Origin of the sequence: Phyllobacterium brassicacearum (assembly GCF_003010955.1) — a bacterium.
GTDB classification, from domain to species: Bacteria; Pseudomonadota; Alphaproteobacteria; order Rhizobiales; family Rhizobiaceae; genus Phyllobacterium; species Phyllobacterium brassicacearum.
In genome coordinates, this window is the sequence record NZ_PGGO01000016.1 from 34479 (window position 1) to 48497 (window position 14019).

At 56.6% G+C, this 14019-nt stretch carries 12 protein-coding genes; 5 read left to right on the forward strand and 7 right to left on the reverse strand.

Annotated elements, in window-relative coordinates; translation table 11 throughout:
• Positions 1-234 precede the first annotated feature (234 nt).
• The 6 genes from CU102_RS19500 to ytfQ form a co-directional block, all read right to left on the reverse strand.
• On the reverse strand, positions 235-444 hold the full coding sequence (locus CU102_RS19500) for a cold-shock protein (RefSeq protein WP_106712774.1): 210 nt from the start codon (positions 442-444) through the stop codon (positions 235-237).
• A gap of 466 nt (positions 445-910) precedes the next feature.
• Positions 911-1618, reverse strand: coding sequence for a FadR/GntR family transcriptional regulator (locus CU102_RS19505; protein ID WP_342588780.1), 708 nt, complete (start codon positions 1616-1618; stop codon positions 911-913).
• A 73-nt stretch (positions 1619-1691) separates the two neighbouring features.
• Complete coding sequence (gene yjfF, locus CU102_RS19510) at positions 1692-2669, reverse strand: galactofuranose ABC transporter, permease protein YjfF (RefSeq protein WP_106712776.1); 978 nt, start codon at positions 2667-2669, stop codon at positions 1692-1694.
• Positions 2666-3682: an ABC transporter permease gene (locus tag CU102_RS19515; RefSeq protein WP_106712777.1), complete on the reverse strand. Its 1017-nt coding sequence runs from the start codon at positions 3680-3682 to the stop codon at positions 2666-2668. The genes yjfF and CU102_RS19515 overlap by 4 nt, the downstream gene beginning before the upstream one ends.
• Positions 3679-5196, reverse strand: coding sequence for a sugar ABC transporter ATP-binding protein (locus CU102_RS19520; protein WP_106712778.1), 1518 nt, complete (start codon positions 5194-5196; stop codon positions 3679-3681). The genes CU102_RS19515 and CU102_RS19520 overlap by 4 nt, the downstream gene beginning before the upstream one ends.
• 71 nt (positions 5197-5267) lie before the next feature.
• Positions 5268-6224 carry a galactofuranose ABC transporter, galactofuranose-binding protein YtfQ gene (gene ytfQ / locus CU102_RS19525; protein WP_106712861.1) on the reverse strand — a complete coding sequence of 319 codons (957 nt, stop codon included), beginning with the start codon at positions 6222-6224 and terminating at the stop codon, positions 5268-5270.
• A gap of 355 nt (positions 6225-6579) precedes the next feature.
• Between ytfQ and CU102_RS19530 the strand changes: the two genes are divergently transcribed.
• The 5 genes from CU102_RS19530 to CU102_RS19550 all read left to right on the forward strand — a co-directional run bounded on the left by CU102_RS19530 (position 6580) and on the right by CU102_RS19550 (position 11995).
• Complete coding sequence (locus CU102_RS19530) at positions 6580-7878, forward strand: ABC transporter substrate-binding protein (protein ID WP_166648562.1); 1299 nt, start codon at positions 6580-6582, stop codon at positions 7876-7878.
• Between the two features lie 116 nt (positions 7879-7994).
• A complete protein-coding gene (locus CU102_RS19535; RefSeq protein ID WP_106712780.1) occupies positions 7995-8921 on the forward strand; it encodes a carbohydrate ABC transporter permease in 927 nt (308 codons plus the stop codon).
• The gene (locus CU102_RS19540) at positions 8914-9777 is read left to right on the forward strand and encodes a carbohydrate ABC transporter permease (protein WP_106712781.1); all 864 of its coding nucleotides are present in this window, start codon (positions 8914-8916) and stop codon (positions 9775-9777) included. Before CU102_RS19535 ends, CU102_RS19540 begins: the two co-directional genes overlap by 8 nt.
• A gap of 34 nt (positions 9778-9811) precedes the next feature.
• Positions 9812-10912, forward strand: coding sequence for an ABC transporter ATP-binding protein (locus CU102_RS19545; protein WP_106712782.1), 1101 nt, complete (start codon positions 9812-9814; stop codon positions 10910-10912).
• Between the two features lie 78 nt (positions 10913-10990).
• Positions 10991-11995 (forward strand): LacI family DNA-binding transcriptional regulator, encoded by a 1005-nt coding sequence (locus tag CU102_RS19550; RefSeq protein WP_106712783.1) that lies wholly within the window; start codon positions 10991-10993, stop codon positions 11993-11995.
• Between the two features lie 170 nt (positions 11996-12165).
• Here the strand turns inward: CU102_RS19550 and CU102_RS19555 are convergent, their stop codons facing one another.
• Positions 12166-12537 carry a DoxX family protein gene (locus tag CU102_RS19555; protein WP_166648563.1) on the reverse strand — a complete coding sequence of 124 codons (372 nt, stop codon included), beginning with the start codon at positions 12535-12537 and terminating at the stop codon, positions 12166-12168.
• Between the last annotated feature and the right edge of the window lie 1482 nt (positions 12538-14019).

Consider the following 14019-nt stretch of genomic DNA (forward strand, 5'->3'; position numbering starts at 1 on the left):
ATCGAATCGATTCGAGCTGTAGGGCAGCTCCGGAACCCTGGGCGCAATCGCGGAAAAAAATGTACGGTTGTTCGGCGTCGATATCCATTCGAGCAGAACGCCGTGAACTTGTCCCGATTCTTTAGCCTTTTCGGCGATGCATTTTGTGTTCCCGTCTCGACTTGTCTCAGCAGGAGCTAAAAGCGGTCACGTTCGGCCGCAAGTCATTGATCGATGTAACGAGATCGCGATCGATCAGCCAGCGCTCAATTCATCGGCCGACAACTTGCCCGATCTTTTGTCCCGCACCATTTCGTAGCTGATTTTCTGACCGTCATTGAGGCCGCGCATACCCGCCCGCTCTACGGCGGAGATATGAACGAAAACATCGGTGCCGCCATCGTCCGGCTGAATGAAGCCGAAACCTTTGGTCGAGTTGAACCATTTAACAGTGCCAGTCGCCATTTTTTACCTTCTTCGTGTGCAGGAGTTTTTTTGAAAGATTGAAGACAAGCCGGCTGGAGGTTCATGGTCGCGGGCGGAAATGTCAATCGGTAGAATTGCTTAGCGAAATCAGGGATTCTCCTGAGAGGGAACCCAGAGCCGCATATCGGGATGAGTGATTTCCAATGAGCGCCTTGATTGGTATCGAACCGCGAACTCGTTGAATGGCATCCCGACGAGGCGGTTCCACACGAGCCATTATGCGATTTTTGGAGTACATACAGAGAACATAAGTGGCTGCGGTTTAGCGCCCAAAAGTGGCGACAAACGGTGGGTACAAACGTTCGTTTGAAACGATAGGCCGATAAGCCGATAACGGCATATTTCGATTGAAACCTAAAGTCTACAAACGACTAAAGTAGCTGACAAGTTGAGGTGGCAACTGTCGCAACAAACCAGTAGTGTCGCGCTCTTTGCCAGGCAGAATTCACTTTTCGTGTGTCGACGGGGTGTGGGTGGGCAGTGTCGAGGATGTGGGCGCAAGGACACGTTCGGCTCCATCCGAAATTACAGCTCGCATTGCTGCTTTGGCAGATTGGACATCCCTGACATTGATGGCATCGACAATTGCTTTGTGTCGTGCGACCGATTGCCCATGTCTCTCGGGGTTCGGAATCGGCGAACTGATTGTGAAAGTGGTAACAAGCGCCACCTCGATCAGCGTGCTGATTGAGCGCATGAATGGGTTGCCGGATGCGTCGGCAATAGCAATGTGGAACTGCAGGTCACTGTTGACGAAATCTGCAGCCGATTGCTCTGCCCCGTCCATCTTGCCCACGCAGTCGTAAAGCCTTTCAAGCTGCTGCTCGCTTCTGCGAAACGCAGCAAGCCCGGCTGCCTCCGGTTCCAGTGCGAGGCGCATTTCGAGTAAACTCGAAAGAAATTCGGGACTGGCGCCCGTTTCAAAGTGCCAGACCAAAATGTCCGGGTCGAACAGATTCCAATGAGCACGCTTCAGCACCCTGGTTCCGATTTTGGCTTTTGGCTGGATCAATCCTTTTGCGGCTAGCGACTTGAGTGCCTCCCGGAGCACCGTCCTCGATACTCGAAACTGCTGCAACAATTCTGTATCGCCCGGCAGGATATTGTCTTCCGCATAAAACCCGCTGACGATCTTCAATCCAACATCGCGCATCACATGGCCATGATGCGTATGCGAATGTCCAGCTGAGCGGAAGTCATAGTTGGCCAGTTGATTTTCGGGCAGGTCAAGAGGTGGCATTGACCATAGCCCTCCTCGTTGAAAGGAACACCAAAATCCTTTGCAACGCGATGAATGCAAAAAGGAGAGCACCCACGACGATTTTCGTCCACCAGCTGGACAAACTTCCGTCGAAGACGATGTACGTCTGGATGATGCCCTGAATGATCACACCGACAAAGGTGCCGGCAACATAGCCGACACCGCCCGTAAGCAAAGTTCCCCCGATAACAACAGCGGCGATCGTGTCTAGCTCAACCCCGACCGCGGCCAGCGAGTAGCCGGCGGATGTATAGAGTGAGAAGACGATACCCGCGAGTCCGGACAGGAATCCTGATAGGGCGTAGATAGCGATTGTCGTCCGGGCGACAGGAATGCCCATCAGTTCCGCCGAAGTGCGATTCCCCCCGATCGCATATATGTAGGACCCGAACTTGCTGAAATGAGCCATCATGATACCAACGAGGAAGACCAGCACCATCAGGCAACCGATGAATGTCAAGCGCCCGCCACCCGGCAACCGGTAATACATGCCTTGCAGCATCGAATAGAATTCGTGATTGATCGGAATAGAATCCGTCGTCATAACGAAACACATCCCGCGCATCAGGAACATCCCGGCCAAGGTCACGATAAATGCCGGCACATCGAGATAATAGATAATGAAGCCCATGATCGCCCCAAAGGTCGTAGTAATAACGAGCGCCATGGCAAAAGCTGCCAGCGGATGCACGCCATATTTCGTGATCAGCACGGCAAGCAGGACGCCGGTAAAAGCGATGACCGAGCCGACCGAAAGATCGATGCCTCCCGAAAGAATGACGAACGTCATGCCGACAGCTGCGATCCCGAGGAAGGCGTTGTCGGTCAAGAGATTGCCAGCAACCCGAGTGGACAACATCGCGGGAAACTGCATGACGCAGGCAGTATAGGCGAGCGCGCAGATGAGTAGCGTGGCATAGAATGGAAGAAGCCGCGTGTTCATTGTCGCTTTGCTCCCTTCGCGCGGAATTCAGTTTTCAGGAACTGCCAGCCGCCCGCGGATGAGAGGGACTGCGCCAGCAGAATCACGATGATCATCACGGCTTTGAGGATGAGATTATATTCCGGAGGAAACCCGGAGAGTAGGATCCCGGTATTCATCGCCTGGATGATGATGGCGCCGAGTGCTGACATCAGGATCGAGAAGCGTCCGCCGAACAGCGATGTTCCGCCGATGACAACGGCAAGGATCGCGTCAAGTTCAAGCCAAAGCCCGGCATTGTTGGCATCGGCGCCGCGGATGTCAGCGGCAACGATGATGCCGGCCAGCGCCGCACACAGACCGCAAAAGGCGTAAATGATGAGAAGGAGCAGCTTGCTGTTCAATCCGGCATAGCTGCTGGCGCTGCGATTGACGCCGATGGACTCAATCAGCAGTCCAAGTGCAGTCCGTCGAACGATTATGATTGCAAACACAAGCAGAGTGGCGGCAATCAGCACCGGCATCGGTATGCCGAGAACCGAGCCCGTACCGAAAAAGATCAGGTCTGGATCGGTGAAGGTGACGATCGACCCTTCCGTGATGAGCTGGGCGATGCCGCGGCCTGCAACCATCAAGATGAGAGTTGCAACGATCGGTTGGAGATCGAAATAGGCAACGAGCAACCCGTTCCACAGACCGCAGAAAAGTCCTGTCCCGAGCGCCGCAACCATGACTACAGGCAGTGAATAGCCGGCAACGGTCATTGTGGCGGCGATTGCTCCGGAAACTGCCATAACTGCGCCCACCGATAAATCGACGCCACGGCTGGCGATGACCGCCGTCATGCCAACGGCGAGAATGATCACGGGCGCACCCCGGTTAAGCACATCGACGAGGCTGCCGAACAACCTCCCATCCTGTAACCGAATATCAAAGAAGCCGGGGAACGCCAGATAGTTCAAAAACAGGATCAGGGCCAGCGAAAGGAGTTGCGGCGAAGCCTTGGTCAATGCAACTGCATTTATGCGGTTCATCCGTGCACCTCGCCTGGTTCTGCAGCGATTTTCTGCATGATTTTCGTCGTTGTGATGTCGTCGCCTGCAAGTTCGCCCCGTTGCACGCGGTCACGCAGCACAACCACGCGTGTGCTGTAGGCGACGATTTCTTCGATTTCTGATGAGATGACGAGAAGTGCCATGCCGTCATCACAAAGCTGGTTGATGAGGGCAATGATTTCCGCATGGGCGCCGACGTCGATGCCGCGCGTCGGTTCATCCAGGATGAGGAAGCGCGGATTGGTGGCAAGCCAGCGGGCAAGAATGACTTTCTGCTGGTTGCCGCCGGAAAGAAACTTGATCGGCTTTTCAATATCTGTTGTGCGGATGTCCAGCGCTTTGACGAACTTGTCAGCGAGCGCCACCTGTTGTCTTCGGGGCAACCGTTTGAACCAGCCTCTTTGAGCCTGCAAAGCCAGCACGATGTTTTCTCGCACCGAAAGGTCGCCGATAATTCCGTCTGTCTTTCGGTCTTCCGGGCACAGCCCGAAACCCAACGCGACAGCGTCTTGCGGCGAGCGAATGCGGACGGGAACTCCATCCACTGCCGCCTGGCCAGTGTCGGCAGAATCGATGCCGAACAGCAGGCGCGCCGTTTCGGTCCTGCCTGAGCCCAGCAGACCTGCCATGCCGATTACTTCGCCCTCGCCAATGTCTAGATCGAACGGCGCGACACTGCGGCTGCGACCCATGCCTTTGAAGGAAAATTGCTTCGTTTCAGGCTCTTGCCGATCCCGGCGGACATTGTGCGTCACGGCAGCCAGCGCACGACCCAACATAAGAGAAACAAGCTGCATTTTCGGCAGCTGCGACGTCAGTTCGGACCCGGCAACCTTGCCGTTGCGTAACACGGTGACCCGGTCGCAGATCTCATAGACCTGGTCGAGGAAATGCGTGATGAATACAATCCCGAGGCCCCGTTCCTTCAACCGCCTGAGTGTTGCGAAGAGGATTTCCGTTTCGTGGCGATCAAGGCTCGCGGTCGGTTCATCGAGAATGAGAATGCGGCCCGACATATCGACTGCTCGCGCAATGGCAACGAGTTGTTGCACCGCGACAGAGTAACGGGACAGATCCGACGAAACATCGATGTGAAGGTCATATTGACTAAGCAGTTCGCGCGCGCGCTTCTCCATGCGGCGTCGATCGATAAAACCAAAGCGCATCGGCTGGCGGCCGACGAAGAGATTGTCCGCCACAGACATGTTCGGAAGCAGGTTTACTTCCTGGTAAACTGTGCCAATGCCAAGCTGTTGCGCCTGCAGCGTATCGCGAACGTGAATGGGCTGCCCGTCAAGCTCCATTACGCCCAGATCTGGCTGGTGGACGCCAGTCAGCACCTTGATCAGTGTTGACTTGCCGGCGCCATTTTCCCCCAGCAGCGCATGGATCTCGCCTCGCCGGATGGTCAAATCGACCGCGTCCAGTGCCCGGAATCCAATGAAGGATTTGCATATGCCTCGAGCGGCCAGCAGAACAGTAGGGTCCGTCATCGCGCCCTCTCCCGTGAGCGGTTTTGTCGGTGGGACTGGCCGCCCTAAGGCGGCCAGCCATGACTGAGTGATTAATACCCCAGTCCCTTTTTCTCTTCGTAAACCTTCTTCGGGTCATCAGCCTGCGTGTAGAGCTTGGACTCGGTCTGGATCCACTTTGGCGGAGCCTTACCGCTGTCCTTGTAGGCTTTCAGGGCGTCGAATGCAGGACCTGCCATGTTCGGCGTCAGCTCGACAGTGGCGTTGGCCTCTCCTTCGGACATTGCCTTGAAGATATCCGGCACAGCATCGATCGAGACGACAAGGATGTCTTTGCCCGGCTTCAGGCCGGCTTCCTTGATGGCCTGAATGGCGCCAACTGCCATGTCATCATTGTGGGCATAGAGCGCACAAATGTTCTTGCCGCCATTTTCGGCCTTGAGAAAGCCTTCCATGACTTCCTTGCCCTTGGCACGGGTAAAGTCGCCGGTCTGGCTGCGGGTAATCTTTATATTCGAGGCGGATGCGATGCCCTCCTCAAAACCCTTCTTGCGGTTGATTGCGGGGCTCGATCCTACCGTTCCCTGTAGTTCGACGACATTGCAGGGCTTGCCTGCTGTTGTCTTGACAAGCCAATCGCCCGCAACCTTGCCCTCGTGCACAGTGTCAGAGGTTACCGCGGTCAGATACAGGTCGTTATTGGCAGTCTCGATCGTCCGGTCAAGCAGAATGACCGGTATTTCGGCTTCCTTGGCTTCAGCGAGAACCGTGTCCCACCCTGTTGCAACGACAGGCGCAACAAATATAGCATCGACGCCCTGGGCGACGAAGCCGCGGATCGCCTTGATCTGGTTTTCCTGTTTCTGCTGTGCATCTGCGATCTTGAGATCAATGCTGCGCTTCTTTGCCTCAATTTTGGAAACGGATGTTTCGGCTGCGCGCCAGCCTGATTCCGATCCGATCTGTGAGAAGCCGACCGTCAGGTCAGACGCGCTTGCTGCTCCCGCAAAAGACATTGCAACCGTACTGGCAAGCAGAATTCTCTTCATGAACGACATGATTATTCCTCCCGAATTAGGTCAATTCCGTAAGATCCTCCCAGACCTCAATAAAACTATTATAATATAGTAATATTATTGGCAAGGGCCGAGATGAACCCGCGAACTCCGCCCACAATAGCCTCCTAATTGTGGGATAATTTTCGAGGAAAGCGCTTGCGCAAGCGCTTTTTTCGTATTAGCCTACCAATATCAGCTCCTGCTCAGCCACCTGAACCGTTGAAAATCGAGGCGGATTCAGCTTGTCAACGGCATGGCTGATACGCCGCTGAGGAGACGTGGCGAAGTGAGGACGTGCCCTGCCCGCGCAAGACGGTCGCGATACCGGGCCTTGGAGGAAAATAAAATGGGAATGACATTGTTTTCGCGGCGCGCGATTGCGCGCTGTGCGGTGGCGGCTGCCCTATTGTCGAGTGTTGCGGGTCTCGCAGCCCCCGCCTTTGCCGCCGGCCCTGTCGAATTGCGATACTTCTATCGCGCACCGTGGCCTTCGTCGGAGATCTACGCAAACAGGCTCATCGACGAATGGAACAAGAAGAACGGCGATCGCATCCACGTGACCGGAGCGAGCGTCGATGGCGAGACTTACAAGACCAAGCAGACGATCGAGCTGGCCTCGAGCAATCCGCCGGATGTTTTCTATTCCTGGGAAGGCGGCCGGGCACTGGGAGTCATCAAGAACGGTTTCGCTGCCGATCTGACACCCTACTACCAGAAATACGGCTGGGAAAAATTCCTCGTGCCGGCGTCCGTTTCGCTGGCGACTTTTGGCGACAAGAAGTATTTCGTGCCCACCGAGATCGGCGCATCCGTCGTCTGGTATCGCAAGGATCTCTACGAGAAGCTCGGCCTGAAGGTTCCGACCACGTGGGACGAACTGATGGCCAATGCTGAAGCAGGCAAGAAGGCGGGCCTGTGGCCGTTCCTGCTGGCGAACCAGAAAAAATGGCCGTCGCAGTTCATGTGGTCGGCCATTCTAGTCAACAAGTTCGGTCTCGACACCTATCAGGGCCTCGTGAACAACACGATCCCGTGGACTGATCCTCGTGCCGTCGAAACCACCAAGATCATGGCCGATCTGGCGAAGAACGACATGTTCGAGCCGTCTTTCAATTCGATCGACGTCGGTCCGGCCATGGTGCCGTGGTCGCAGGGCAAGGCGCTGCACTGGTATCAGGGTTCGTTCAACCTCGGCCGGTTCCGCGGCGATCAGGCCAAATGCTGCGTCGTACCGATGGACTTCTTCCCGATGCCCTCCATCGACGGCAAGAAGCCCGTGATGTCGGTCTTCGCTGAAGACACCATCATGATCCATGCCAAGAGCCCGCATAAGGACGAGGCCGCCGAATTCGTCGACTGGATGATCTCGAAGCCAGCGATGACCGAAAAGCTGGCGATCGACAAGCCTTACCCCTCCTCGACTGAGGGCGATCTTTCGAGCCTTTCGGAAATGGAACAGCGCCTGGGCAAGGAAATGGCCGGCGCCGGCCAGTTCACCTTCATGCATGTGGACCATGCCACGCCGCCTGCTATCTCCGACAGGTTCCTCGACAGCCTGCAGGGTGTGCTTGCGGGTGCGATCACGCCTGAGGATGCCATGCAGCAGACCGAGGACGAAGCCGTGCGCACCCGCGGCAAGCTCTGACGACTGACGGGTCGCTAGACGGCCGCGATGGCGCCCTTCCAGCCAGACCGGCCGCGACCGTGGGCAATAATATTATGCCCACGGTCTTCCGATCCTGAAGAAACGGATACTCATCCATGAGCACATCACACAGATCCGGTGAAAGTCCGGGATTTTTTGCCTTTGCGCGTGAGCACACATTCGTGACGATTTTCGGCATTGTCATGCCGCTTGCAGTCTTTGCCGTTTTCGTCGGCTATCCGATCCTGTTCACCATCTATCTCAGCCTGTTCGAATGGAACGGCATGACGCCTGATAAAACCTTTGTCGGGCTGGAAAATTACCGGCACATGATCGGCGACAGTCATTTCCAGATTGCGCTGATCAACAATTTCAAGTGGCTGGCCGTCACTCTCGCCTTCCCCGTTCTCGCCGGCCTGCTGATTGCCTATGCGCTGCGCAATAAGATCCTGCCGGCACCTGCCCTGGTGCGGACCATCATCTTCTTTCCGGTGACGATGTCGCTGATATCAGTCGGCCTGATGTTTCTGCTGATCCTCAACCCGCTGTTCGGCGCTTTCGATACGATTCTGCGTTCCGTCGGCCTCGGCTTCCTGGTGACGGAATGGTTCGGAAACTACAAGGTCGCGATCTACACGCTGGCGATCGTGTCCGGCTGGGCTTTCACCGGCATGCCGATGATCTTCTATTATGCCGGTCTCGGCGATGTGCCGAAGGAGACATTCGATGCTGCCCGCATCGAAGGGGCAGGGCATTGGCGGATGTTGACCAAGGTGGCCGTTCCGCAATTGCGGCCCGTCACCGCCGTCGTCGTCATGCTGACACTGTTTGAATCGCTGCGCGCCTTCGACCTCGTCGCCGTCATGACCAAAGGCGCCCCCTTCGGCTACACAAACGTCCTTGGCTACATCGTCTATCTCGAAAGCTTCTGGAACACGCGCTTCGGGTATGGCGCCGCCATCTCCGTAGCGATCCTCGCCGTCTCGGCGCTGATGGCCCTGATCATCCTGAAAAAACTGATGAAGGGGGCCTTCGATGTCTGACACGCTTATTCTGGCGCATCGGCGCGATGTCTTCCGCTTCACGGCACGGTTTCTCGGCTATACCCTGCTTGCCGTCCTCCTTGCCGTTTGGTCCGGCCCGATCGTGCTGGTGCTGATCACCTCGATCAAGTCGAACCAGGACTTTCTCGCAGGTCCCTTTTCCATTCCCTCGCACCCGACCTTCCAGCCCTATATCGACGTCTGGAATTCGCTGGGTTTCAGCGGCCTGCTCGCCAACAGTTTCCTTTATGCGACCGCCGGTTCGGCGCTGGCGGTTATCCTGGCGCTGGTTCCGGCCTTTGCCCTGTCGCGCATGGAGGTGCCCGGCAAGACGTTCATCTTCGGGCTGATCCTGACCGGTCTCATGCTGCCGCAGCAGACCGTGCTCATCCCGCTCTACGACACGCTGCGCACGCTGCATCTGCTCGACACCAAGATCGGCTTGATCATCGTTCATGCCGCCTATGGCATGCCGGCCCAGATCCTTATCCTGCGCGGTTTCATGACCAGTATTCCGCGGGAAATCGAGAAGGCCGCCTATGTCGAAGGAGCGACCGATTTCCGGGTGTTCTACAAGATCATTCTGCCGCTGTCCCTGCCGGGCATTGTCGTCGGCTTCACGTTGAATTTCATCGCGATCTGGAAGGAATTCGTCTTCGGTCTGGTGCTTTTGAATTCCGAGGAGAATTTTCCGGTCACGGTCGGCATGCTGAAGCTGAACAGCGACCGCTACATGGCGGTGTTCAACCTGCCGGCCGCAGGCCTCGTCATCTCCCAGATTCCCATCATCGTCCTGTTCATCCTGACCTACCGCAAGATTGCCTCGGGCAATTTCGCCGGCGCCGTCAAGGGTTGAGCAACGTTATTCCAGCATAAGGAATTGCATTCACATGGCTGAAGTTTCTCTCACCCACATCGAAAAAAGATACGGCGTCCATACTATCATTCCAAGCCTGGACCTGACCATTCCGGACGGCGAATTCACAGTGCTTGTCGGCCCGTCCGGTTGCGGCAAGTCCACCACGCTGCAGATAATTGCCGGCCTGGAATCCATTTCGGCCGGGCGGTTGATGATCGGCGGCGTCGATGTCACACATCTGCCGCCGAAGGACCGCAACATCTCGATGGTCTTCCAGTCCTATGCGCTGTTTCCGCATATGAATGTCCGCGACAATATCAGCTTCGGCCTGAAGACCCGCCGCGTGCCGACGGCAGAAGCCGATCAACTGGTGGCGGTCGTTTCGAAAAGACTGAAGCTGGAGAGCTATCTCGACCGGTTCCCGCGGGAACTTTCCGGCGGACAGCGCCAGCGAGTGGCGCTCGGTCGTGCGCTGGTGCGCCGGCCCGGCGTCTTTCTGATGGATGAGCCCCTGTCCAATCTGGACGCAAAACTGCGTGTCGAAGCCCGAAGCTTTCTCAGCAAGATGCATCAAGAACTGGGGATCACCACCGTCTACGTCACGCATGATCAGTCGGAAGCCATGACGATGGGCTCCCGCATCGTGGTGATGAACGGCGGCACGATCCAGCAGGCAGCGGCGCCGATGGAGGTGTACCGCCGCCCGGCCAACCGCTTCGTCGCCGGCTTTATCGGCTCACCGTCGATGAATTTCGTCGATCTCGACGTCGCCCCGCCCGCTGAACTGGTGGATGCGAAGAACGGCATCCGCATTTCGGTTCCGCAACACCGGCAGGTTGAACTGGCGAAGTCCGGCCTTCGCTCCGTCACTCTCGGGCTCCGTCCGGAACATATCAGGCTGCTGGCCGCTGGAGACACACGCCCGGGAGCAGCGAGCTTCAAGATCGAGGTGTGCCAGTTTCTGGGCTCGGAGACGCTTCTCGACATCACGCACGGGGCCTGCCGGGTCATTGCCAGAGTGGGGCCGGAGGAAACCGTAAAGCAGGGCGAGGAGCGCATCTTCGCGTTCGATATGGATCACGCCCATTTCTTCGACCCCGATTCGGGGAATAATGTAGCGTTGGATAGATGACGTGCTTGTCTGGTCGAGGCCGCGCCGACACGATAGACGAGATGTTTAGAAACACGATTTGACTGAGAAGCAAGGTAAATGGCCACGATTGCCGATGTTGCAAGGATTGCCGGAGTTTCGCAATCCACCGTATCCCACGTCATCAATGGGACGCGATTTGTTAAGCCGGAAACGGAACAAGCGGTGCGCGATGCTGTTGCGCGAACCGGATATACCCCCAACACGCTTGCCCGCGCGTTGGCCCGCTCATCGAGCAACAGCGTCGGCATCGCCATATCAGCGATATCAAATCCCTATTTTGCCGATATCATCCGTGCCGTGGAAAGCGAATGCGCCGCCTGCGGCATGACCGTTTTCCTCGCCGATACGCATGATACACCCGAAAAGGAGCTGGAGGTCGTTCAGGCGCTGCACCAGTTGCGCGTCGACGGGATTATCATCGCGCCCTGCTCGACGGAGGGATCTGGTGCGCTTCGCTATCTCGAAGATCATGGCATCCCGACCGTTCTCGTCGACCGGCTAGCTTCCACCAAATTCGATCAGGTCGGCGTGCAAAATGCCAAATCGATGGAGGTTTTGGTCGAGCATCTCGTTGAGCTGGGCCATACCCGGATTGGCATGATCCCGGGGCACACCGGTTTCGCCACGACCTTGGAGCGCATCGATGGTTTCGTGAACGCGGCGCGCCACGCAAAATTGCAAGCCAGCGAATGCACTGTCGCGCGGAGTTCGAACGATGTGGACAGCGCGGCAAGAGCCACCATTGAGATGATGAGCCGTGCGGTATGTCCGACAGCGCTCGTTGCCGGCAACAACATGACGACGATCGGCATTATGCGAGGACTGAAATCGCTTGGCAAACATGTTCCGGACGATATCGCACTCGTTGGATTTGACGATTTCGAATGGGCCGATTGCTTCGAACCGCGCCTGACTGTCATCGCTCAACCCTGTATTGAACTCGGCCGCAGGTCGGCCAAGCTCCTGCTCGACCGGATAAAGGATCCGGGCAAGACGCCGAAGACAATCAGGGTGAAAACAAGCTTTATCGTTCGCAACTCGTGCGGATCGGCAAATCGCTGATGTCAGCGCCCGGGTGATATCGCGCTGGGAGGCTGTGGCCACCATTATAGATCAGCGGGATGTTGCGAGTGTCGAAAAATCTTTCGTCACATCGCGCCATCTTCCTACCGTGCGGCTGCCACGCGGATCGCAGATTCGCGTGGCAGAGTTTGTCATGCAGCCTTGCGGTTCTAGAAAAAGTTGCTTCGAACAGACGGTGCGGCCCGGCATAGTCGGCCCAACACAACAAAGGACGACAAGGAAAACAAAATCAGGTTGCCCGCGACCGTCTCGAAATGTTCGCCTCGTTCGAGGTGCAGCAAAATGGCCAAAACCTGTATTACTGTAAACCCGCCAGCAGCCAAGGGCACCAGTTGAGGTGACGCATTGACCAGTGCAGGCAGGATAAGTGCAATACTTCCCAGTAATTCTATCATGCCGATGAAGCGGGTCATTGCCTCAGGATAGTTCGTCGCATAATCGACACCCATCATCGCAAGATGTCCCACCGGCTGGCCCAGTTTCATCGTTCCCGCAAGCACATAGAATGCAGCCAGTGCCACCTGCGCTGTCCAGAGGGCGAGCATTAGAAGTTTCTCTGGAGCTCGTACAATCCTCGATTTCACCATCAAACAATCCTCGTTCAGCCGAAACCGATGAGATTCTTTCACCGGCGCTTCACGAAGAGTATTAAATGCGCCTGTCAAAGTGTGTGTGGTTTTGTTCTAAGAAGGGGAGCGGACATCCAGAAGAATATAATGCGCTGGCGTTGACGAAAAGTTCGAACATTCTGTTCCATCTCCAGGTAGTTCCTTCAACGCGTGCAGCGCGGTCAAGACAATCGTTGCGCACACGCGCGGCCTAGTGTCGACACCCATTTCCGTCGTCTGCTCTAGGCAGCGCCGGTTGGCGATATCTGGCACGATTTGTTATTGTCGTGGGTTTTGTATTGTTAAGAGATGTTGCGCGACTCTGTGCTTTCGCTACAGCCGCGGCTTGGTCGGCGAACGAGTGCTCCGAGGATAGCGATTAGATCGCGCCTCAATCCATGGCGCGCAAGCCTCCGCTCATGGCGAGACGAAGACCGCCGCAACGCCTGCCCAGACCGTCAGGACGAATATCATCACGTCACGCGGATCGTTGATGTCTGACGATCGTTGCGGGATCTGAACGCACCGAAGCCACGCGCATCCACGGCAATGAGAGGCGCGTAGACAGTTTGCTACCAGGTTTCTTTCCGGTGAGAAGGATCGGTGGCGATCGGTGGCCCGCACGTTCAATCAGCCTGGCGTCGCAGAGGATTTCGCCGAGAGTTCGGTTGCTGCACCGCAACAAACTTTAACAATGCAAAACACAAGGCAATGCCAAATCTGACCTAATGCCGCCATCCGAAGCGCGAGTGCGCACCTCGGATGAAGCATTCAGAAGTGTCTGACCAGGGTCGGAGCCACGAAACCTCTATCAATACCGCGGCATTGACACACTCAGGGTGAACCTCATGCTAGTTCTTGTCGTCATGGTCGCGCTTGTGGCCGCGAGCATCGTGTACGTCTACCGCTTCCGGGGTGAAGCCCGCTACGAAAGCCTGACTGAGTACTTCCGCAAAGGATGACCGATCTTTTCCCCGTTGAATTGTGCGTTGTGAAGCGGCCCCTGAACCCGCTGGGGGCGGTGTTCAACTTCTTTTATCAGGGCATAGCACGCGCCTCGGTAGTGCCGAACACGCCGGAAGACCGTCGTGGCTTGGCCAACAGGATCTTCAGAGGGCTCGCGCCCGTGCTGGCACGCACCAGAACCGGCCGCTATACCGCGTCATCAAGTGGTCGGTGAATATCCTCCTGTTGCTGTTGCTTCTGGGGCTGGTCGTGGGCGTGGTGCAGTTGCTCGGTCGACTCGTCTGAAAGCATGACGTGGTATGGATGGACGCGCGATCCGCCGTGCTTCTCTCAACCGTGGGTCTTGCGGGAGCCGGGTGTTTCAGCTTCCCGAATTACGCGCACACCATCCACGCATGTGTAGCCGCGGAGGCGGACGGTCCGGTTCAC

What these genes read in the sequence shown, in the direction of transcription:
- CU102_RS19500 (WP_106712774.1), bottom strand. Translation starts at nt 444, where the DNA reads ATGGCGACTGGCACTGTTAAATGGTTCAACTCGACCAAAGGTTTCGGC.
- yjfF (WP_106712776.1), bottom strand. Translation starts at nt 2,669, where the DNA reads ATGAACACGCGGCTTCTTCCATTCTATGCCACGCTACTCATCTGCGCG.
- CU102_RS19540 (WP_106712781.1), top strand. Translation starts at nt 8,914, where the DNA reads ATGTCTGACACGCTTATTCTGGCGCATCGGCGCGATGTCTTCCGCTTC.
- CU102_RS19545 (WP_106712782.1), top strand. Translation starts at nt 9,812, where the DNA reads ATGGCTGAAGTTTCTCTCACCCACATCGAAAAAAGATACGGCGTCCAT.
- CU102_RS19520 (WP_106712778.1), bottom strand. Translation starts at nt 5,196, where the DNA reads ATGACGGACCCTACTGTTCTGCTGGCCGCTCGAGGCATATGCAAATCC.
- CU102_RS19505 (WP_342588780.1), bottom strand. Translation starts at nt 1,618, where the DNA reads ATGCGCGATGTTGGATTGAAGATCGTCAGCGGGTTTTATGCGGAAGAC.
- CU102_RS19535 (WP_106712780.1), top strand. Translation starts at nt 7,995, where the DNA reads ATGAGCACATCACACAGATCCGGTGAAAGTCCGGGATTTTTTGCCTTT.
- ytfQ (WP_106712861.1), bottom strand. Translation starts at nt 6,224, where the DNA reads ATGAAGAGAATTCTGCTTGCCAGTACGGTTGCAATGTCTTTTGCGGGA.
- CU102_RS19515 (WP_106712777.1), bottom strand. Translation starts at nt 3,682, where the DNA reads ATGAACCGCATAAATGCAGTTGCATTGACCAAGGCTTCGCCGCAACTC.
- CU102_RS19530 (WP_166648562.1), top strand. Translation starts at nt 6,580, where the DNA reads ATGGGAATGACATTGTTTTCGCGGCGCGCGATTGCGCGCTGTGCGGTG.
- CU102_RS19550 (WP_106712783.1), top strand. Translation starts at nt 10,991, where the DNA reads ATGGCCACGATTGCCGATGTTGCAAGGATTGCCGGAGTTTCGCAATCC.